The organism is Marivirga tractuosa, from assembly GCF_042140215.1.
Taxonomy (GTDB): domain Bacteria; phylum Bacteroidota; class Bacteroidia; order Cytophagales; family Cyclobacteriaceae; genus Marivirga; species Marivirga tractuosa_A.
On record NZ_CP159478.1, the window covers coordinates 713593 to 733614 of the forward strand.

Annotated in this window: 19 protein-coding genes; 7 read left to right on the plus strand and 12 right to left on the minus strand. The window is 32.2% G+C overall.

Features of this window, described 5'->3' with window-relative positions:
• Positions 1-60: 60 nt before the first annotated feature.
• Positions 61-933 (minus strand): AraC family transcriptional regulator, encoded by an 873-nt coding sequence (locus ABWH96_RS03145; protein ID WP_375580077.1) that lies wholly within the window; start codon positions 931-933, stop codon positions 61-63.
• Between the two features lie 166 nt (positions 934-1099).
• Between ABWH96_RS03145 and ABWH96_RS03150 the strand changes: the two genes are divergently transcribed.
• Positions 1100-1702, plus strand: a complete 603-nt coding sequence (locus ABWH96_RS03150; RefSeq protein WP_375580078.1) for a DUF3244 domain-containing protein — start codon at positions 1100-1102, stop codon at positions 1700-1702.
• 128 nt (positions 1703-1830) lie between these two features.
• On the opposite strand, the gene ABWH96_RS03155 is transcribed toward ABWH96_RS03150, so the two are convergent.
• A complete protein-coding gene (locus ABWH96_RS03155; protein ID WP_375580079.1) occupies positions 1831-2517 on the minus strand; it encodes a DUF6962 family protein in 687 nt (228 codons plus the stop codon).
• 141 nt (positions 2518-2658) lie between these two features.
• Between ABWH96_RS03155 and ABWH96_RS03160 the strand changes: the two genes are divergently transcribed.
• The 3 genes from ABWH96_RS03160 to secDF all read left to right on the plus strand — a co-directional run bounded on the left by ABWH96_RS03160 (position 2659) and on the right by secDF (position 7534).
• Positions 2659-3882 (plus strand): sensor histidine kinase, encoded by a 1224-nt coding sequence (locus ABWH96_RS03160; RefSeq protein WP_375580080.1) that lies wholly within the window; start codon positions 2659-2661, stop codon positions 3880-3882.
• 175 nt (positions 3883-4057) lie between these two features.
• Positions 4058-4408, plus strand: coding sequence for a hypothetical protein (locus ABWH96_RS03165; protein ID WP_375580081.1), 351 nt, complete (start codon positions 4058-4060; stop codon positions 4406-4408).
• Between the two features lie 135 nt (positions 4409-4543).
• Complete coding sequence (gene secDF, locus ABWH96_RS03170; RefSeq protein WP_375580082.1) at positions 4544-7534, plus strand: protein translocase subunit SecDF; 2991 nt, start codon at positions 4544-4546, stop codon at positions 7532-7534.
• A gap of 145 nt (positions 7535-7679) precedes the next feature.
• Here the strand turns inward: secDF and ABWH96_RS03175 are convergent, their stop codons facing one another.
• From ABWH96_RS03175 to ABWH96_RS03220, 10 genes are all read right to left on the minus strand, one after another.
• Positions 7680-8651, minus strand: coding sequence for an NADP-dependent oxidoreductase (locus ABWH96_RS03175; protein ID WP_375580083.1), 972 nt, complete (start codon positions 8649-8651; stop codon positions 7680-7682).
• A gap of 172 nt (positions 8652-8823) precedes the next feature.
• Positions 8824-9402 carry a Crp/Fnr family transcriptional regulator gene (locus ABWH96_RS03180; protein ID WP_375580084.1) on the minus strand — a complete coding sequence of 193 codons (579 nt, stop codon included), beginning with the start codon at positions 9400-9402 and terminating at the stop codon, positions 8824-8826.
• Between the two features lie 61 nt (positions 9403-9463).
• Positions 9464-10948, minus strand: coding sequence for a YfcC family protein (locus tag ABWH96_RS03185; RefSeq protein ID WP_375580085.1), 1485 nt, complete (start codon positions 10946-10948; stop codon positions 9464-9466).
• A gap of 100 nt (positions 10949-11048) precedes the next feature.
• The gene (locus tag ABWH96_RS03190) at positions 11049-11411 is read right to left on the minus strand and encodes a DUF2200 domain-containing protein (protein WP_375580086.1); all 363 of its coding nucleotides are present in this window, start codon (positions 11409-11411) and stop codon (positions 11049-11051) included.
• A gap of 134 nt (positions 11412-11545) precedes the next feature.
• Positions 11546-12226, minus strand: coding sequence for an MBL fold metallo-hydrolase (locus ABWH96_RS03195; RefSeq protein ID WP_375580087.1), 681 nt, complete (start codon positions 12224-12226; stop codon positions 11546-11548).
• A 59-nt stretch (positions 12227-12285) separates the two neighbouring features.
• Entirely contained in the window at positions 12286-12870 is a 585-nt protein-coding gene (locus ABWH96_RS03200) for a Crp/Fnr family transcriptional regulator (protein ID WP_375580088.1), read from the minus strand.
• 3 nt (positions 12871-12873) lie between these two features.
• The gene (gene map / locus ABWH96_RS03205; protein ID WP_375580089.1) at positions 12874-13638 is read right to left on the minus strand and encodes a type I methionyl aminopeptidase; all 765 of its coding nucleotides are present in this window, start codon (positions 13636-13638) and stop codon (positions 12874-12876) included.
• 156 nt (positions 13639-13794) lie between these two features.
• On the minus strand, positions 13795-14412 hold the full coding sequence (locus ABWH96_RS03210; RefSeq protein WP_375580090.1) for a DUF998 domain-containing protein: 618 nt from the start codon (positions 14410-14412) through the stop codon (positions 13795-13797).
• A 65-nt stretch (positions 14413-14477) separates the two neighbouring features.
• Positions 14478-14966: a Crp/Fnr family transcriptional regulator gene (locus ABWH96_RS03215; protein WP_375580091.1), complete on the minus strand. Its 489-nt coding sequence runs from the start codon at positions 14964-14966 to the stop codon at positions 14478-14480.
• Between the two features lie 287 nt (positions 14967-15253).
• Positions 15254-15985, minus strand: coding sequence for an alpha/beta hydrolase family protein (locus ABWH96_RS03220; protein WP_375580092.1), 732 nt, complete (start codon positions 15983-15985; stop codon positions 15254-15256).
• A gap of 360 nt (positions 15986-16345) precedes the next feature.
• Here ABWH96_RS03220 and ABWH96_RS03225 point away from each other — a divergent pair, with 360 nt between their 5' ends.
• The 3 genes from ABWH96_RS03225 to ABWH96_RS03235 all read left to right on the plus strand — a co-directional run bounded on the left by ABWH96_RS03225 (position 16346) and on the right by ABWH96_RS03235 (position 19997).
• Entirely contained in the window at positions 16346-17980 is a 1635-nt protein-coding gene (locus ABWH96_RS03225) for a vitamin K epoxide reductase family protein (RefSeq protein WP_375580093.1), read from the plus strand.
• A gap of 195 nt (positions 17981-18175) precedes the next feature.
• Complete coding sequence (locus ABWH96_RS03230) at positions 18176-18397, plus strand: hypothetical protein (RefSeq protein WP_375580094.1); 222 nt, start codon at positions 18176-18178, stop codon at positions 18395-18397.
• A 79-nt stretch (positions 18398-18476) separates the two neighbouring features.
• Positions 18477-19997: a TlpA family protein disulfide reductase gene (locus ABWH96_RS03235; protein ID WP_375580095.1), complete on the plus strand. Its 1521-nt coding sequence runs from the start codon at positions 18477-18479 to the stop codon at positions 19995-19997.
• Positions 19998-20022: the final 25 nt, after the last annotated feature.

A 20022-nucleotide genomic window follows, 5' to 3' on the forward strand; every position in this document is an offset into this window, starting at 1 on the left:
TAAAACCATTGATCGAAAGCAGATTAGTGATTATTTATAATAACTTGAAAACCTGCTAACCTATCTCACCACTCTCCTGATTTCTTTTCTATAATCTGAAGGACTTTTGCCAGTAACCTCTTTAAACTGTCTGTTGAAGTGTGAAATATTGTTAAAACCACATGCGTAACAGATATCTGTTATATTTAAATTTCCTTCAGAAAGTAATTTTGAAGCATGTACTATCCTATGTTCGTTAACAAAATGCGTAAAAGTCTTATTAGAGATTCTTTTAAAATATCTGCAGAAAGCAGGAACAGTCATGGCCGCTTCTGCTGAAATTTCCTCTAAGGATATATTTCTCTTAAAATTATCCCTCACATAATCATATATTAAATTAACCCTTTGCTGATCTACTGCTTTAGCTTCAATCGAAACTGCTTCAGAATTGAGCAAATAGTAATCTTTAATCTCAGATAGTTCTTTTAGTATCTGAATTAAACCTACTAATCGATCAAAAGGAGGCTTATCTACCAATTCCTCTATTTTATTTCCAATCCTTTTTTTAGTATCCCCAGTGAAAACTATTCCAAGCTTAGCATTTTCTATGAGTTGTTTTATCGGTTGAATTTCTGGAAGATTCAAAAATACTGAACCAGGAAAATCCTCTTTCATTTGAATAATGGTTTCGGATTCGTTTCCTGTGAGCCTATCTGTAAAACCGTAGTGGGGTAAGTTAGAGCCAATCAACATTAAATCACCATCCTGATAATAGGATATATGATTTCCTATATGTCTTTTTCCATTTCCACCTTTAACGAATACTAATTCAATTTCAGGGTGAAAATGCCAAAATGGTTCTTTATTTGGTTTCGATTGCTCAAATTTCTTGATTAATACTGAACTTCCGAAGGTAGGTTCAATTTGTTCGAGTGTTGGCTTATAAAACTGCATAATGAGAGTTTAAACGCTTGAATCTAAATTTTGTTATTGAATTTTACCTCTTAATAACAATTAGATAACACAGCATGGTTAATATAGTATTGATATTGGAAAATCTTAACATAGTTGCTTGCAAAAAAGTGCCCTACATTTGTAATGTACTTAAAAGAAAAAGCTTATGAAAAATTTAAACATTCAAAAAACGGTATTTGCATTCGTATTGATAGCACTACCTTTAATGAGCTTTGCAGATGGATTCCCATTTGTGAAATTAACAAGCAAGGAAAACAAGATGATTACCTTAAGGGTAGGTTCAGCACAGTCTGATATGACTAATATAAGATTAAAAAATCAATTTGGTCAGGTTGTTTACAGTGAGACTGTAGAAAATGTAAATGGTATTTTGAAAAACTTTGATTTAAGACATTTAGAATCGGGTCAATACAAAATAGAACTTGAAAATGCATTGAATATCGAAGTATTGCCTATTACAATTACTTGGGATTCTGTAAGGGTTGCAAATGACCAATTTACTACCATACACAAACCATTTATCAATTTAAAAGAAAATGGCACGGTAGATTTCAATTATTTGAATTTAAATGCTGCATCAACTTCAGTATTGATTACCAATGATAAAGGTAATGTGATTTACAAAGAAGATTTAGGTAGCAATTCAGATATTGAAAAGCGATATGATATTTCTTCTTTAGAAAAAGGAAATTATCAATTCATAGTTCAAAGTGGCGATAGGAACTTTAAACATAGTATCGCCCTCTAAATTTGTATTCAATTAGTCGTTTCCATAGTAGGGCTCGCCATTGGAGAATGGCGGGCTTTTTTTATGCTCTTTTTAGGATAGAAACTTTTCCAAAGTTTTAAACTTTGAAAAAGATGGAATCAAAAGAATTATGCCATTTCTTTAGGCTGAGTTTCTTTAACCTTTATTCTTTTCACTCCACCATAAATAAATACTGTGGCAACAGCCATCATCACATGGCTTAAAGATAAGTAATTAAACCACCTATGAATACTAAATTCTGTTGCAAACACTAGAGCTGAAAGTGCAGCAAATCCAATTCCTGCCATTATATATTGAGTAGCTTTATTTTTAGTTTTAAGGAAGAGCAAGACTTCAATAGTGAAAACGACAAACATTAAGCCGTAGCCAGAATGGAGTTGTACATAAAAGAAATCTAATGTAAATAATACCAATCCTAAAAAGATCAGAAACTCAACTATATTTACTACCCCTAAAATCTTTACATATTTTTTATTTAGGACTATCCGCGTATGCTCTATTGCACCTCTTTCAATTAGCATAATGGCAAACATACTGATTATCCAACCCACTAATTTCCATGTTTTAGTGAATTCATAATAAAAAGCATGACCTATAATACCGCCAAAGGTAGTTGCCAGTCCCATCACTAGGAAATAATATTTGAAGTAGGTGAAAACTTGCCCTTTTCGAGGGGATACCGTCATTTTATAAAAATATAAAAAACATAAAAAGCTAACTAATAAATCGGTAAGAGTTACCATTGGCTCATCTATGCGAACACCAAATAATTCAATTTGAACAATATTATCCATATACTATCTATCGAAAAAGTTAAAAAAGGGTTACTCAAGTTACCTATATAACTTTTAGCCAATGTTTTTATTTTATAGAAAGTAATAAAGCGGAAGCTTTACGTTATCCGCTAAACTTTATAATTTGCTTCAAAAATATAAATGGTAAACCAGTCTGAAAATCCTTTTATGGGCAATGCCTCCTCCATTTATCAAAGCAAAGCGGCTTTGAAATGGATAGCATTAGCATTTTCACTTATAATTGGTTTCGCTTCGGTTTTATATACTAATAGTATAGTTGAAGAATTAAAAGAAAGGGAGGAGCGCTATATTGAGCTTTTTGCCAAAACACAGGAATACACTAGTGATCCCGATAATAGCGAAAACTTGATTTTCATTTTTCAGGAAATTGTTACCCCTAATAATTCCATCCCAGTTATTGTAGTAGATGCCGATGGTAATCCCAGTATTTATAGAAATATTGATATTGACAGTAGCAAACATGATGCAGAGGATAGAAAAAAAATATTAAAGAAGGAACTCGAAATAATGGAACAGGAATATGAGCCAATTGTCATTTCGTGGACTGACTCTAATGATCCTGAGGATTATCAATATATTTATTACAGAAATTCAGATTTGATTTACAGGTTGAGATATTATCCATATGTTCAATTGTCTGTTATAGCTGCTTTTGTGTTTTTTGGTTATGTTTCTTTTTCCTATTCCAGAAAAGCAGAGCAAAACCAGGTGTGGGTTGGTTTAGCAAAGGAAACAGCTCACCAGTTAGGCACACCGCTTTCATCCTTAATGGCTTGGTTAGAAATCATGAAAATTGATGATGATATAAAAGATAAAGAGGTGACTAAAGAACTCGAAAAGGATATAAGCAAGCTGGAGTTGATCACCTCACGCTTTTCTAGCATTGGGTCTGTACCTGTTTTAAAGGATGAAAATATATCCAAAATTATCCAGTCCACTGTCAGTTATTTGCAAAAGCGAACTTCCAAAAAGGTGTTGATCAATTTTGTATCTAAAGATGACTTAGTGACTGCTGATATCAATAAACCACTTTTCGACTGGGTGATAGAAAACCTATGCAAAAATGCAATTGATGCCATGAGTGGGGAGGGAGAAATTACCATCACTTTAAAAGAAGGAAAATATGGTGATGCATTGATAGATGTGAAAGATACTGGAAAAGGAATTCCATCTAGCAAAATAAAAGAAATCTTTCAACCAGGGTTTTCTACAAAGAAAAGAGGCTGGGGGTTAGGCTTAACCTTGGCTAAAAGGATAATAGAAAATTACCATAATGGAAAAATAACCGTGAAAGAGTCAGTTTTGAATAAAGGCACTACTTTTAGAATCATTTTAAGAAGGTAGTTTTTTTCATTAATCTAGCTAGCATAAACTACATAGCTGTCTGGCATTTATGATTTGAAAGTGGTTAAAAACTTTTCTAAATATAAAAGCTTCAACTCCTAATCATAAAACAAGTCTTCAATTGAAATATTTATATTGACTTTCCTGAAATTTAATTACATTTGCAACCCAAAGAATGAAAAAAAGAAATAACATACAATCTATTAAGAGGTCAGGCAGTCTAATATTTGGAATGGCAATGGCTGTGTTGTTATTTTTTCAGCAACCTTATGTAACTGATATTTCTGATAAGGTTGAGAAAACTGAGCAAAACGAAAAAGAAAAGCCTCAAGCAGAATATAGAATGCTGGCTTATGATGTGCTTTTGCCAGTAATGCAATTCAATTTATTCCATTCATTTGATTTATTATTAGAAATCCCTAATCCAGACAAAAAGGATTTCACAATACTTGAATGTGTAGAAAAAGCTTATCATAATTACTTTCATACACTATTTAGGCTCATTATATCACCAAATGCGCCCTAATTATTAAAGTAGTCCAATCAAGTTCTAGATTTTTAAAATCTAAGATTCAAAAATAATTTAATAAATAATCAAAATATAAATTGCTTCAGTAGATGGAGCGATTTAGATAATCACTTAAATAAATAATAAATACAGATGAAGAACAGAGGATTTATCGTGTTTATGACAGCTATAGTTACATTATTATGTATCTACTATTTGTCATTTACATTTGTTTCGAACGGCATAAAAGATGATGCCACTGCTCAAGCTACTGATGAAGCTGGGAATATTGATTACTCAAAAAGACAGAATTACCTAGATTCAGTTTACAATGTTCCTGTTTATAACCTTTTAGGTGTAGAGTTTACCTATAAGGAGGTTCAGGATATGGAATTAAACTTAGGCCTTGATTTACAAGGTGGTATGCACGTGACTTTAGAAGTTTCACCTGTAGATATCATTAAAGGATTAAGTGGTAATAATGAGGATGAAGCATTAATCAATGCTTTAGAAACTGCAAAGGAAAGACAAAAAACTAGTCAAAGCAGTTTTGTTGATTTATTTTACCAAGCTTTTCAGGAGGAAAACCCTGACAAAAAGCTAAGTGAATTCTTTGCTACTTCTGCTAACAGAGATAGAATAAGCTTCCAAACAGAAGACAGCGAAGTATTAAGAATAATTCGTTCAGAAGTGGATGATGCCATTGATCGTTCTTTTGAAATCTTAAGAACTAGAATTGACCGTTTTGGTACCTCTCAACCTAATATTCAGAAATTAGAAAATACTGGAAGAATTCAAATTGAATTACCTGGTGTTGATAATCCTGAACGGGTAAAGAAATTATTACAAGGTGTTGCGAAATTAGAGTTCTTACAAGTTGTTGAACTAAATGAGGTTTCAGATGCTCTTGGTGAAGCGAATGAAATTTTAGTAGCAGAGCAAAAAGCAAATCAAAAAGATGAATTAAGTTCTGACGATTCTACTGAAACATCAGAAGAAAGTGGAAATCTTGCAGATCTTTTGCAGGATGAAGATTCGGACACTACAGCTACTGAAGGTCAAGAAGCTGATACTGCTGATGCTAATCTTGATTCATTAGAGAACGCACAAAATGTTTCTCCTTTATTTAGTTTAATGAGAGGTCGTGGTTTAATATACGAAATCACTGATACGGCCAAAATCAATGATATCATTCAAAGAGAGGATATTCAAGCGCTATTCCCAAGAAACACAAGACTTTTATGGGATGTGAAGCCAAGAGAATTAGAAGATGGAACCGAGCTATTGGAACTTTATGTAGTAAGAACGCAAAGGGGAAATCAAGCATTATTGACAGGTGAAGTAGTCAACGATGCAAGACAAACATTTGATCAGGGAGGTCAACCGGCTGTTGATATGAGCATGGATCCGACCGGAGCCAGAAAATGGGCGAAAATTACCAGAGAAAATATCAATAACAGAATTGCTATTGTTTTAGATAATTATGTGTATTCTGCACCTAGAGTAAACAGTGAAATACCGAATGGTAAATCGATCATAGAAGGTGATTTCACTATGGAAGAGGCTAAAGATTTGGCAAACATTCTGAAAGCAGGTTCATTGCCAGCTCCTACCAGAATTGTGGAGGAAGCGATCATTGGTCCAACTTTAGGTAAAGAAGCCAGAGCACAAGGAATTATTTCTATCGTGGCTGGTTTAGGTATGGTGTTGATTTTCATGGTTGCCTATTATTCAAAAGGTGGTTTGATTGCCAACATTGCTTTGGTATTCAATATCTTCTTTATCTTAGGAATTTTAGCGCAATTGAATGCGGCACTGACTCTACCAGGTATAGCAGGTATTGTATTAACTATTGGTATGTCCATTGATGCCAACGTACTAATCTTTGAGCGTATTCGAGAGGAAATGCGGGCTGGTTCTCCATTGTTGAAAGCAATTTCTTCTGGTTATGCTAAAGCTTACAGCTCTATTGTGGATGCTAACGTAACCACTTTCTTGACTGGTGCTATTTTATATTGGTTAGGTCAAGGACCGGTTAAAGGATTTGCTATTACTTTAATGATTGGTATTGCATGTTCATTCTTCTCAGCGGTATTTATCACAAGAGTAATCGTAAGCTGGATGAGCAAAAAAGGTGATCAAAGTAAAATTTCTTTTGCTACTCCATTCTCTAAGAACTTATTGAATGATATTAATTTTAACTTTATGAGCAAAAGAAAAATGGCTTATATAGGTTCTGGAATTGTTATCACAATTGGTATTGTTTTAATGGTGACCAAAGGCCTGACATTAGGCGTTGATTTCACCGGTGGTCGTTCTTATATAGTGAGATTTGCTGAACAAGTTGAAACTACAAGCCTTAAAGTTGCTTTAGATGGAAAATTGGAGGATGCCGGAACGGAAGTAAAAACTTATGGTGCCAACAATATCCTTAAAGTAACTACTTCATATTTGGTAAATGAGGAATCAACTGAAGCAGATAATACAGTTAAAACTAAAATCGTTGACGGAATAGCGGAAGCAACCGGAATGAGCTATGTGGAAACTGAATCTGCAATGGGAGATAATGATTTCACTATAAGTGGTTCTTCTAAAGTAGGAGCAACTATTGCCGATGATATCAGAAACTCTTCTCAGGAATCAGTAATATTTGCGCTAATAGCAATCTTTATCTACATCTTAATCCGATTTAGAAGATGGCAGTTTGGATTGGGTGCGGTTGTGGCTTTATTCCACGATACATTATTCGTGTTATCAGCATTTGCCATTGCCAAACTACTGGGCTTCTCATTCGAAATTGATCAGGTATTTATTGCGGCAATCTTAACGGTAATCGGTTATTCCATTAACGATACTGTGGTTGTGTTTGATAGGATCAGGGAAACTTTGGGTATTAAATCGAAAGCTACTAATGAAGAAACCTTCAATACGGCTATCAATAATACAATAAGCAGAACTGTAATGACTTCTTTAACGACTTTACTGGTTATCTTAATTCTATTTATTTTCGGTGGAGAAGTATTAAGAGGATTCTCTTTTGCTTTATTGGTTGGTATCTTAGTTGGTACTTACTCTTCTATCTTTATTGCAACTCCAGTTGTATTGGATTTAGCAAAGAGAAAAAAGAAGGCCGTAGAAGCTTAATTTATATTTAATTGATAGTAAAAGGCCGAATCGGAATTATCTGATTCGGCTTTTTTACTTTTAATCCTTCTAAAAAGATTACTTCAAAGTTTTATTTTCCTCAGGGGTATACATGCCAACCATGACAATGTTGAAACTATATAAATCAAATTTTAACCACCAATTTACCTGAAACTCCTCCCTTTTCAATGTGCTCATGTGCATTTCGTATTTGGTCTAAAAAGTAAATAGTATCAATTAAAGGTCTTATTTGATTTGTACTGATCATTTTGGAAATTACTGAAAGATCCTTTCCATGGGGAGACACCCATGCGAATGTCTTATTCTTAACCTTTTTCCTTTTTCTTAAGCAAGGAATTAATGCTGCAATTGGACTGGGAGTATTGGAGATAAATACCCCTTTTTTATTTAATAAGGGTTTTGATTTACTGTATGTTAAATTGGAAGCAATATCATATATAACATCAAATTTCTCCTCAATGTCGTAAATTGACTTCTGTTTATAATTAAAAAAATGATCTACTCCCAAATCTAGCATTAATTGCTTATTTTGCTTACTTGCAACAGCAGTTACCTCAGCTCCAATTGATTTTGCAATCTGCACAGCAAAAACCCCAACTCCACCAGACGAGCCATTTATCAGAATTCGGTCATCCTTCTTGATTTTGACTTTTTTGACTAAGGATTGATAAGCAGTTAAAGCACACAAAGGCACTGAAGCAGCTTCTTCAAAAGAAAGATTCTGAGGTTTCAATGACAAAGTATCTGCTCGAGTTGCAACATATTCCGCATATGCTCCTGGCTTAGCAAATCCGAAATAGGATGGTTTTTCATTTGTATCAATCATACCATAAACATGATCTCCTACTTTGAAATCATGAACATCTTCTCCACATTTTTCTACTATTCCAGCTACATCATTTCCAAGAATCATGGGGAATTTATTACCAAGAACTTGTTTTAATTCCCCTTTTCTGATTTTATAATCCAAGGGATTAATACTTGCGGCTATTACTTTAACCAGAACTTGGTTTTTCTTTATTTCAGGTTTTGGGATGTCATTTTCTACAGATAGAACCTCTGAATTACCAAAACTATTTATTATGGCTGCTTTCATATGCGTATTATTGTTAAAGAATGGTCACCCTTGTTAATCGGGCTACATTATGGAATTGAATAGATTTTGAAAATTGTTTACTTTACCTGTGCTTGTCAAGTATTTTCACTTTTTAGAGCACGTTATTTCTCACAAATTTCTAAATCTTATTTCTTCTTTGAATTGATAAATATCAAGAAATGGGCTTGCTCAGTTTATTTCTGATTCTGCTTAATGTTTCAGGTGTCATACCAAGCATAGAAGCCAGATGGTTTAAAGGGACTTGATTGAAGAGTTGTGGTTGACGTTCAAATAATTGAATATAGCGTTCTTCAGCGTTCATTGAAAGGTGGGAAATGATTCTATCTTCCACAACAGAAAAGCAACTGGTTAAAAACATCTTTTCCAATTTGTCCCATCTTGGAATTTTTTCACCGATTGCATCATAGTTTTCTTTGGACAGTGTCAGTAGATTGACATCCGTTAGAGCCTGGAAATTGACCTTTGATTTTTGTCCATATATAAAAGCAGTTAAATCAACTGCAAAAAAGCCACTAGTAGAAAACCACTTTGTGATTTCTTTATCATTCTCATAGAGAAATTCTCTCAGAATGCCATTTTCGACAAAACCCAAATGAGGCACATATTGTCCAGTTTGAAAAAAATAATCTCCTTTTTTAATTTTTTTCTGCTTAAAAAATCCTTTGATACTTTCGAATTCTTTTTCTGTAATCCCAAAAGTTTCAATTATGCTTTTTTTTAGTTCAGACATCTACATTTGGTTTATCCATAGTAATTTAAAATGTCTTCATTTAGATCTTGATGGAATTATTCTAGTAACTCAAAATCGTTAAAAACACCATTCCGATTAAGGCTAAAATTGCATAAAGTGGCAACATAAATTTAAGATATTTTTCATAGCCAATTTTCACCAATCCTAAAGATGCCAAAACCAATCCAGTTGGGCTAACACTATTAAACAAGCCATTTCCAAGTTGATAAGCATTTACAATTACTTCACGGCCAATATTTACATTGTCTGCTAGTGGGGAAAGGATTGGCATAGTCAGTACCGCCATTCCTGAACTGGAGGGGATGAAGAAAGTCAAGCCTTGATAAATAAAGAAAAGCACATTGACAAAAACTCCTTTATTCATGCCTGTAGTAAATTCGCTTGCATAGAAAAGAATACTATCACTTATCAAACCATCCGTCATCAGGATTGTAATTCCTCTTGCCAAACCGATAATGAAAGCCACTCCAAGTAAGTCGCCAGCCCCTTGGATGAAAGAATTAATAAACGCACTTTCTTTCATTTTGGCTATAAATCCGATCACAATTGAGCCTGCAAAAAACACTGTGGTCATTTCTACAAACCACCAATCCCATTGGGATACTCCCATTATCATGATGACAAAACAAGCAGTGAAAACGAGCAGAATTGCACGTAATCTTAAAGTTAACGGAATGTCATTATCTTTACTTGCTTCATTTATGTATGATAAAGATTTTGTAGTACTGGCATCTACTAATGATTTCTTAGGGTTTCTTTTTACATTCCTTGCATAAATTAGGATATAAGCAATGGTCACGGCCATACAAACTACATAAATAATCACTCTTCCTTCCAGGCCGCTTGTCCAGCTAATACCTGCGGCATCAGATGCAATGATGGTGGCAAATGGATTCACTGTACTGCACATTACGCCTATGGCAGAACCGAGAAAAATACTGGCAAGCCCAACCATGGAATCATAACCTGCTGCTATGAAAATAGGAATTAATATGGGATAAAAGGCTAAGGTTTCTTCTGCTAATCCAAATGTACTTCCTCCTAAAGAAATCAGTAAAGTAGTAAAAATGATCAATAAAAATTCACGTCCTTTTAATGCTTTTGATAGCCAGCTCATCCCGGCATTAAAAGCTCCTGTTACATTCATGATCCCAATCATTCCCCCAATGATCAAAACCAAGAAAATAATATCAGCTGCTTCTATAATTCCTTTTATAGGAGCAGATAGAAAATCGATCACTCCTTGAGGCTGGGAGGGAAGTTGCTGGTAGGTATTGGGAATACTGATAGGTTTATAGATTGCCCCGCTCGTAAATTTTTCCAGCGGTATCTTGATGTTTAATTGCTCTAAACTAGCCTGAGTTGCGGGTAAATTATAGCTAGAATCTTGGCTTTGAATGCTAAACTGATCTGAGGTTGCCTCATAACTTAAAGAATTATAGCTACCAGCAGGAATTAGCCAGGTTAAAATAGTTACTAAAGCTGCAATAATTAATAGAATGCTTTGCGCTGCAGGAAATTTCATAGCAAAATGATTAAGTGGTTGGGCAAATATAAGCAGGAATATTAGCTTGGTAAACCACTTTCTTTACTATAGTAAATTAGTAACTGTAGAATTGATTTTATTAATCACGCAAAATTTTTTCTATTTTCTTGCCTTTTGCTAATTCATCCACCAATTTATCCAAATACCTTACTTTCTGGGTTAAAGGATTCTCAATCTCTTCTACTCTATAACCACAGATTACTCCTTTAATCAGCTTGGCATTCGGATTTAATTTAGCCTTCTGAAAGAATTCCTCAAAAGTAACTTTCTCGTCAATGAGTTTTTGTTGCATATTTTCATCAAAAGCTGTTAGCCATTCTATGACCTGATGCAATTCTTCTTTCGTTCTGCCTTTCTTTTCCACTTTAGTGACATAATGTGGATATACGGAAGCGAATGTCATTTTTGTCATACGCTCATCATGTTTGCTAGTGGTTTTCATGGGATGAGTTTTTATTTTATCCTGAGAATATAATTAAACTTTCTAACTTCCCTTCTCTTTCACTAACTTAAAAAATTTAGAGCGGTTTTTATTTCCTCTTTCAAAATTAAGTTCGATTGATTGCTTACTATTGTTTATCCCTCCAACCTGATTTTATCCACAAATTTTTCAAAACTTTTATCTTTATTATTCAATACAGGTCCGTGCCCAAAACATATAATCCTTGGATTTAACTCTGACAGTTTTATTAAGGAATTAATATTTTCATTCTTGTCAGTAGTGAATAAGTTTGGGGGTAAATGCAATCCTGTAATAGTAGTTAATAAATTCATATTGGTAGCTACATCACCTATTATCAATACCCCATCTTTTTCTCTGAAAAAAGAAATATGCCCAGAAGAATGACCAGGGGTTTCGATAACTCTGAAAGTTCCTAGGAAGTCTCCATTTTTCAATGTTTTAGTTACTATATGACCGGATCCTGCCCAATATCTTTGTTGAAATCGAGCAATAATACTTTTATTCGATGGATATTCACTGGTAACTAAACCGGTTTCTGTTCTGATAACTTCCTTTTCATGACACAATAATGGCACCCAATGCTTTTTGCAAATCAGATCACTACACCCTTGATGATCTGGGTGGGCATGCGTTAAGGCATGACTATGAATGGAGACTTCTTTTATGCTTTTTTGAATTTTATTATATGAAGTTCGGATACCTGAGTCAACTAAAACGCCCTCAATTATGTAACAATTTATACTGTTTCTTGGCATTAATGGAATGTGAAAAACATCCTTTGCGATTTTCTGCATTTTTTTCTCTTTTTATGCAAATCTACCGCAGCATTTAGGATACAAAAAGGACATTTGTCCTATGATGTTGTATAGATAGTATCTTTCCTGACTCTGCTTAACGTTCGATGCGTGACACCTAAATAAGAAGCAATATAGCCAATTTGTACTCTTTTGATGATTTCAGGTGAGTGCGTAAGGGTATGAACATATTTTTCTTTCGCTGATTTATTATTCAAGTTTCTGAGATGATGTTCTTTTTCAATGTATTCTTGTTCCATAACCATTGTTAATATGGATTTCCAAGACGGGATTTTTTCTAATAATTGATGAAATTGATTGTAACTGATCACTAATAAATCACAATCCTCAATAGATTGTATGCTTATTTTTGAAGGCTGTTTTAGAGTAAAGCTTTCATAAGAAGTTATAAATTGATACTCAAATTTGAAGCAAGTGGTATTTTCCTCCCCATCGGATTGTACAGAAAAATTTCTTACACCACCTTTAAAGATAAAGCCTATTTGGTTGCATATACTTCTCTCAGACACAAAATAATCTCCTTTTTTAAGTCTAGTGTTTTCAAATAAAGAAATGGAATAATCAATTTCCTCTTGATTTAAAATCTTAAGTTTAGTTAAATATTTATGTAATTCTTGCTGCATTTATTAACTCCAGATTTGATTTGCTGATGTTAAAATAATTGGAGCACTATCAGTAACAAGAATTGTCTGTTCATGTTGTGTAATATATCCACCCTTATTTCCAACCAAAGTCCAACCATCATTTAACCCCACGGCCAAAGTTGAATGGGTAGATATGAAAGTTTCAATAGCAACCGTAGTGTTTTTCTTAAATCTTTCTCGGTTTGTTTTTACCTTGTAGTTCAGAATGTTTTCAGGCTTTTCGTGTAAACTTCTACCAACTCCATGGCCAGCTAAATTTTTTAGTACTTTAAATCCTGATTTTTTAGCTTCCGATTCTATTAAAAATCCAATATCGGATATTTTAATTCCTCCTTTAATACTTTGAATGGCTTTTTGTAGAATATGTTTTGATGCATCTACAAGAGGTTGATGCTTATATATGTCCTCTCCAAGTACAAAGGAGCCTCCATTGTCAGACCAAAATCTGTCAAGTTCCGCTGAAACATCAATATTAATTAAATCACCCTCCTTTAATATCTTTTTCTCAGAAGGGATTCCATGTGCTGCTTCTTCGTTTACACTAATGCAAGAATAACCAGGAAATCCATAAGTTTCGTAAGGCGCTGATTTAGCTCCATAACTTTTTAAGATTACACCCCCATATTCATCCAATTCTTTAGTTGACATACCAACTTTAGCATGCTCTCTCATTAGTTTAAGTGTGATCCCGACCACTTCACTAATTATTTTCATTCCAATTAGTTCGGATTCTTTGGTTATTGACATTTTATTCTATTTAATCAACCATTTTATATTGCTTATGAAGTTACTAAATAAAATTATTTCTTTACAACCCACTATTGATATTTATAAATTGATCATTTAGTAATAATTTTTCAGCAAGTGCAGGCCTTTTTAAGGTAAATCCCCATCTTGTATGCTCTAGTTAGTTAGGAGGTCTTTCTCTGGCGCTTTGTATAATTTAATTGAAGTGTATACAATCCAAGAAAAGTAAAAGAAAAAAACAATCCTTTGTCCTACTGAAGGGATGTTAGGGAAAATCCAATTCCAAGAACCAAAAATAATGCTTAACCAGACAAAAATGAGCAATGGTAAATTACTGTTTTTCCAGTAATCTTTTGCTCTCATCAATTTAGGATATGAAAAGGCTCCAATCAGAAAAAATAGATAGCTTCCCAAACTTCCTACCATATGTAAAAGGCTTGTAGTAGAGGAGCGATTATCTAGATCAGCAGGAAAAATACCTGAGATTGTCATAAAAAAGCCACTTAGAAAAATGCCAATTAAAGGTAGTTTGCTTGATTTTTCAGTTGCAACTGATTTATATAAGCCAATGGAATAAACTGAAATCAAAAGTCCAGGAATAATATAACCAAAGAGGTTCCACATCCTCTTATTTGGAGCATCAACCGACCCAAGTTCACTAATCGCTTTATATAAAAAACTGTATTCGGGTCTTTGGTTTGACATAATAAAATAAGTAGCCCAAAGAAGAATAGTTGCCAAAAAACCTGCAATTGCAAAATGCCTATTATTCATTTCATTGTAATTAAATGTTTCGAAACAAAAGTAGCCATTTACGCAATCTTTAAAATTGATATAAATCAAAAAGCACTTTTTGAAGATCGTACTCTACTTAATGTTTCTTGAGTCATACCCAGATATGAAGCTAACATTCCTAGCGGAACTCGTAGTAATTTATTTTTTGATGTTAGTTCAAAAAATTGGTAACGCTCTTGTGCAGAATTAAACTGAAGGGAGATGATACGTTCTGATTGCTCCAAAAAATATTGGGAAATCAGCATTCGGCCAAATCTTTCCATTTTAGGAAAATCTTTGAAGCACTCTTCAAGATGGTCTAATGAAATTTTCACAAGTTCCGTTTCTTCTAAAGTTTGAATGTAAAAGTGGTCAGGGATATTTTGAAGAAAACTATAGATTGATGTCACCCACTCATTTTCTGCAGAAAAATTATCTGTGATTTCTTTATCGCCATTTAAATAGTAAATTCTAACAAGTCCTTTATTTATGAAGTATGTATGCTGGCAAGCTTTATTCGGTTTGTGAAGAAAATGATCTTTAGGGAAAATCACAGTTTCACCAATAGTTTCAAGTCGGGATTTCAGTTCGTTTGAAACGGGAATATATTGAGTAATATGATGTATTAAATTATTAATGGCTTTTGCTCTCTTAAAGTTAACATCTTATTGACCTTTCTAGGTAATTTGACAGATTGGGATAATTTTTCTAAGACTTAAAAATTCCAAATAATTTCAATTCCGTAATTTCTAATTAAGGTATAAAGGTATCTAAAAAGAACTTTTAAAGCTAAATGAAGACATATTTGGGGTCTTCATTATTCAGTGGGATGTTAAATTCATTATTTTAACTTTTTATTAAACCAATCAATCAGTATTGCATCTCTTTCTTTTTGCATGTTGGAAAATTTATGGTCAGTTTTAAATTTTTCGAGGGTGAAGTCGTAATTAATTGCTGTCAATTTTTGGGCTAGTTTTTCAGATTGATTTGGATTTATACTTTTGTCTTCTGTGCCATAGAGAATAAGTAAGCTTGCATCTTTATCTAATTCGTCAATCCAATATAAGACGGACCGTTTTGCTAATTCTTCTTTTTTATTTTTTTCATAATTAGGTATTAATTTGGCATATACCCATTTTTCCATTTCGGGTCTGTCCTTAATTAGGGCTTCCATATCTGACGGCCCATTGCCAACCACCGCTGTTTTGATTTTATCAGTATGCTTTAGAGATAAGTAGGTCATCATTCCACCTCTAGACCAACCGAACATTCCAATACGATTAGGATCTGCTTTTTCTATCTCCTCAGATGTCTCTATTAAGTTGAGTACATCATGTATATCATCTCCTCCAAATTCATCATTTTCTCGATAACAACTAGCAATCGCAACATACCCTTCTTCTACTAATTTAGAGGTGGCCAATACCAAAGTAAAAAGTGTTTTGGCTTTCGCTACTTTACCAATCTCTTTATTTCCGCCTCGATTGAAAATTATAACAGGAAACTTGCCTTCTTTTTTGGGTTCAGCTATAATTCCATTTACCAATAAGGAATCACTTTTATAGACTATCAAATAAAAGTTTATTTGATTCAAATATTCATAAGCTTTTAATAAGGAATTGTTATTGTGAGAATTTTTTAAAATTACAAAGCAAAGGGGGAGATTGAGAAATATCGCCTTTGTACTTTTTCAATAACTATGGTATTTTCAATTATTTTAATTGGATGACACATTAAGAAATCAAAGAGAATAATTGTAATAATAATTATGATGCAAAATTACACAATATATTACACTAAAATTAATTTTCATAATCAATGTGATTTATTATATATTACATTTTTTATTATAAATCATGTAAAAATAATTATGTAAACGTTTGGATAAATATTTTTTTTAGCTAGTTTTGATACTAAATAATATTTCAACCAAATGATTAGACCCAAAAATAGTGCTGAAAATAGTATTAACACTACATTTGCTTTAATTAATAAGTTGAATGTACCTTTGACATTTGCCTCCTTAAATGATGCACTGCTTAAGCATCCTAATTATCCTAGTTTATTAACTATTGTTGATGTACTGAAAAAGTTTAAAATCGATGCAATTGCTACAAAAACTGATTATAAAAGCCTTTTAAATTTCCCAACACCATTAATTGCTTATTTAAAATTGCAGGGTGGAAGATTTGTAATTGTTGAGGATGTTTCTGAAGATGAGATCAAAATATCTGATAGTAATAAAAATCAACACTTCAGGAAAGAAAGTTTTAATAAAATTTGGGATGGAATAGTTTTACTCTCTGAAAAAAATAGTAAAAGTGGTGAAAATGATTTTGCCAAAAAAATCTCTAAAGAAAGGTGGGATAGATTTAAATTTCCTTTATTATTTTCAATACTTTTTTTACTACTATCATTAAAGACCAGTCTTATTTATAATACTGATTTTTGGATCAGTTATTATCCTATACAGTACTTCTTAAATTATTCTGGGTTGGTTATTAGTTCATTATTGATTTGGCATGAAATAGATGGTCATAATCCAATCCTCAATAAAGTTTGCTCATTAAATCTTAGCGGAATATCTGAATCGAAAGCAACAGGATGCGATTCTGTTTTATCTAGCCAAGGTTCTAGAATTTTTAATCTAGTCTCCTGGAGTGAAATTGGTTTTATATATTTTTTAGGGATTTTACTTTTTAATATTTTTTCTCCAATAAGCAAGTATAATATCTTGATTTCTTTAAATTACATAGCACTACCTTTTATTATCTATTCACTATACTATCAAGGCATTGTCCTTAAGAAATGGTGTGTATTATGTTTGAGTGTGCAGCTAATATTAATAGCTAGTATTTTAAATAGTTATTTTACAAATATAGAGGCCTTTAGTTTTTCTCATTTTTTTAATGAGGTTACAATTATTGATCAGATTTTAGTATTATTTACTTCATTCTTACTGCCAATATTGGTTTGGTTTAATTTCAAACCAATTATTCTTTCCAAAAAGGAAGATATTAATAGAAAATACGAACTAACCAGATTTAAAAACAATAGAGATATGTTTTCTATGGTTTTAAACAATCAGAAGAAGATTCAACAATATTCGAATGATATAGGGATTTCAATAGGTAATAAGGATGCAAGTAATGTACTTATTAAGGTCTGTAATCCTTACTGTAATCCATGTGCTAAATCCTATCCAGATGTAGAAGAGCTTTTAGATAATTCTGATAATTGGCAGGTACGTATAATTTTTTCTGCATCTGGTAATATTGAAGATAGGGGCACAATGCCTGCAGCCCATTTTTTAGCTATTTACGAGAATGAAGGCAAATCAAAATTTTCTGAAGCTCTTGATTACTGGTACAATCTAGAAAAGAAAAATTATTTAGATTTTACTAGAAAGTACCCAATAGCAATTGATTTGATAAGAGCACAATTTCCTAAGCTGAAGTTGATGGCTCAATGGTGTGATGAAACAGAAATATCCTTTACTCCTACATTTTTTGTAAACGGATATCAATTGCCAAATCAATATAAAATAAAAGATTTAGTTTATATGTAAATGAAAATATTTCATTGATTATTAAGAGCGTTTTTTTCCGTGAACGATTCTTTTTAATACGGAACAATGGAAGCTACTGACGAGTAGACATTCACCTTTTCTGCTCCAGTTGAGGTGAATGTAAATTTTAGGAGCAATGGAGTATTACTTCTGCAAGGTGCAGGAGGAGTTTTTATAATTTTAATTTAATTCAAAATGAATACTACATTAAGTAAAATCGAAAGTTTATCAGGTACATTAAGTCGAGATGAAATGAAAAATATAACTGCAGGTTCTGGAACTTGCGGCTATAGAGATGCTGATGGTTATGGTTACTGTAATTTATCAAAGAATGAAGCACAATTCTTTGCTGAAGCTGGCGGATATTGGTGCTGTGATAGTTGCGCAAGTAATGGTGGAGGAGCATCATATTGTTAAAAAATATATCCGAGGCCGATAAAATCGGCCTCGGATTATATTTTAATTCAAATTAACATTTATTCTAATTGTAAAAATAATGTGTAGAAATTTAGTTATAAGTATTCTTTTTTTAATACCTGTTCTTTCCTGTACAAATAATACTGAAAAATTTGATAATCAAAAAGTAGAAGCTAATTCTATAGTTGTTATTATTGATAATTATGACTCTAAGAGTAAATTAAATTTTGAAAATGGAATAACAATTCCTGCAAAAACGTTACTAGAATTTAATAATTATCCTGAATTAAGTACTAAGTATAATTTTAAAGATAGTAGAAATGATACAATATCATTAAAATTAGAAAAAAGTTTTATCGAAGTTTATCATCGCTATAATACAATTTGGGAATTTAAGTATTATTTAAGACCAGGCGATACACTTATTCTTGATTATGCAGATGATTACCCTTTTGGATCGTTAGTCAATAGCAAGTCAAAGAAATTTGATATTAATTATGATATTATGGTTAATAGATTGATTTATAACGATAGTATACCAGCAAAGATTAAATTAAACTTTCCAATGGCATTTATGAATCGATCTAATGATATTAGGATTGAATATCAAAATGTAATAAATGAAAATAAAATAAAATCAAAAGCAGCCTTAATAGAAGAAACTCAATTATTAGATTCATTAAATGATAATAATTTAATTAATACGACTTATCATAAAAATAGAATAGTTAGTAATTATTTTGATTTGTTGTCATTTAAAATCGAAAATGAAATAAAAGAGAGTTATGAATCAATAAAAAAATTCCCTAACAATATCATTGGATTTGATAGCCTGATATTAAGTAATAGGACATTTGATTCACTTTTAAATTATTCGTCATACTTAAATTTCATTGACAAGTATATTTCAGAAAAATATGCAAATGAAATACCAAATATCAAATCTAAGAATAGTAATTATGAAGATTATAGAATTTTGTATGATTCAATTTCAAACAATAATTTTTTATCTAGTAAAACAAAGGAGATTGTTCTATATGAAACTTTAACAGCAATAATCAAGAATTTCCCAAATACTGAAGCTAAAGAATATTATAATTACTTCAAGCGCGAATTTAATGAAAGTAGATTTTTATCAGTTTTGGAAGATGAACATCAATTAAATCAAATTAATGTTGATGATATTGAACTTATTGATGTAAAATCAAATAAAACTAGTTTGTCCAATTTATTGGAAAAATATAAAGGCAAGGTATTGTATCTTGATTTTTGGGCTAGTTGGTGTAAGCCATGTATTGAGGTAATGCCAGATTCTAAAACGGTAGCAGATTCATTAGAAAACTATGACATTGAATTTATTTATTTATCTATAGATGAGAATTTAACAGCATGGCAAAAAGCTACTGCTAAACATAAAATGGGGCGCAATAATTTTCTAATCAAGAACAGAAGTAATTCTAATTTTCTTGATGAAATTAAACTTGAGTCAATTCCGAGATATTTAATTCTTGACAAATCAGGAAAAACTTATCAATTGAATGCGCCAGGGCCTAATTCAAAAGAGCTAATAAATACACTAGTGAATTTAGCTAGCAAGTAAAAATATCTTTATGATTACCTAATTT

Coding starts and splice junctions, on each gene's coding strand:
- ABWH96_RS03145 (WP_375580077.1), bottom strand. CDS start 933: ATGCAGTTTTATAAGCCAACACTCGAACAAATTGAACCTACCTTCGGA.
- ABWH96_RS03150 (WP_375580078.1), top strand. CDS start 1,100: ATGAAAAATTTAAACATTCAAAAAACGGTATTTGCATTCGTATTGATA.
- ABWH96_RS03155 (WP_375580079.1), bottom strand. CDS start 2,517: ATGGATAATATTGTTCAAATTGAATTATTTGGTGTTCGCATAGATGAG.
- ABWH96_RS03160 (WP_375580080.1), top strand. CDS start 2,659: ATGGTAAACCAGTCTGAAAATCCTTTTATGGGCAATGCCTCCTCCATT.
- ABWH96_RS03165 (WP_375580081.1), top strand. CDS start 4,058: ATGAAAAAAAGAAATAACATACAATCTATTAAGAGGTCAGGCAGTCTA.
- secDF (WP_375580082.1), top strand. CDS start 4,544: ATGAAGAACAGAGGATTTATCGTGTTTATGACAGCTATAGTTACATTA.
- ABWH96_RS03175 (WP_375580083.1), bottom strand. CDS start 8,651: ATGAAAGCAGCCATAATAAATAGTTTTGGTAATTCAGAGGTTCTATCT.
- ABWH96_RS03180 (WP_375580084.1), bottom strand. CDS start 9,402: ATGTCTGAACTAAAAAAAAGCATAATTGAAACTTTTGGGATTACAGAA.
- ABWH96_RS03185 (WP_375580085.1), bottom strand. CDS start 10,948: ATGAAATTTCCTGCAGCGCAAAGCATTCTATTAATTATTGCAGCTTTA.
- ABWH96_RS03190 (WP_375580086.1), bottom strand. CDS start 11,411: ATGAAAACCACTAGCAAACATGATGAGCGTATGACAAAAATGACATTC.
- ABWH96_RS03195 (WP_375580087.1), bottom strand. CDS start 12,226: ATGCAGAAAATCGCAAAGGATGTTTTTCACATTCCATTAATGCCAAGA.
- ABWH96_RS03200 (WP_375580088.1), bottom strand. CDS start 12,870: ATGCAGCAAGAATTACATAAATATTTAACTAAACTTAAGATTTTAAAT.
- map (WP_375580089.1), bottom strand. CDS start 13,638: ATGTCAATAACCAAAGAATCCGAACTAATTGGAATGAAAATAATTAGT.
- ABWH96_RS03210 (WP_375580090.1), bottom strand. CDS start 14,412: ATGAATAATAGGCATTTTGCAATTGCAGGTTTTTTGGCAACTATTCTT.
- ABWH96_RS03225 (WP_375580093.1), top strand. CDS start 16,346: ATGATTAGACCCAAAAATAGTGCTGAAAATAGTATTAACACTACATTT.
- ABWH96_RS03230 (WP_375580094.1), top strand. CDS start 18,176: ATGAATACTACATTAAGTAAAATCGAAAGTTTATCAGGTACATTAAGT.
- ABWH96_RS03235 (WP_375580095.1), top strand. CDS start 18,477: ATGTGTAGAAATTTAGTTATAAGTATTCTTTTTTTAATACCTGTTCTT.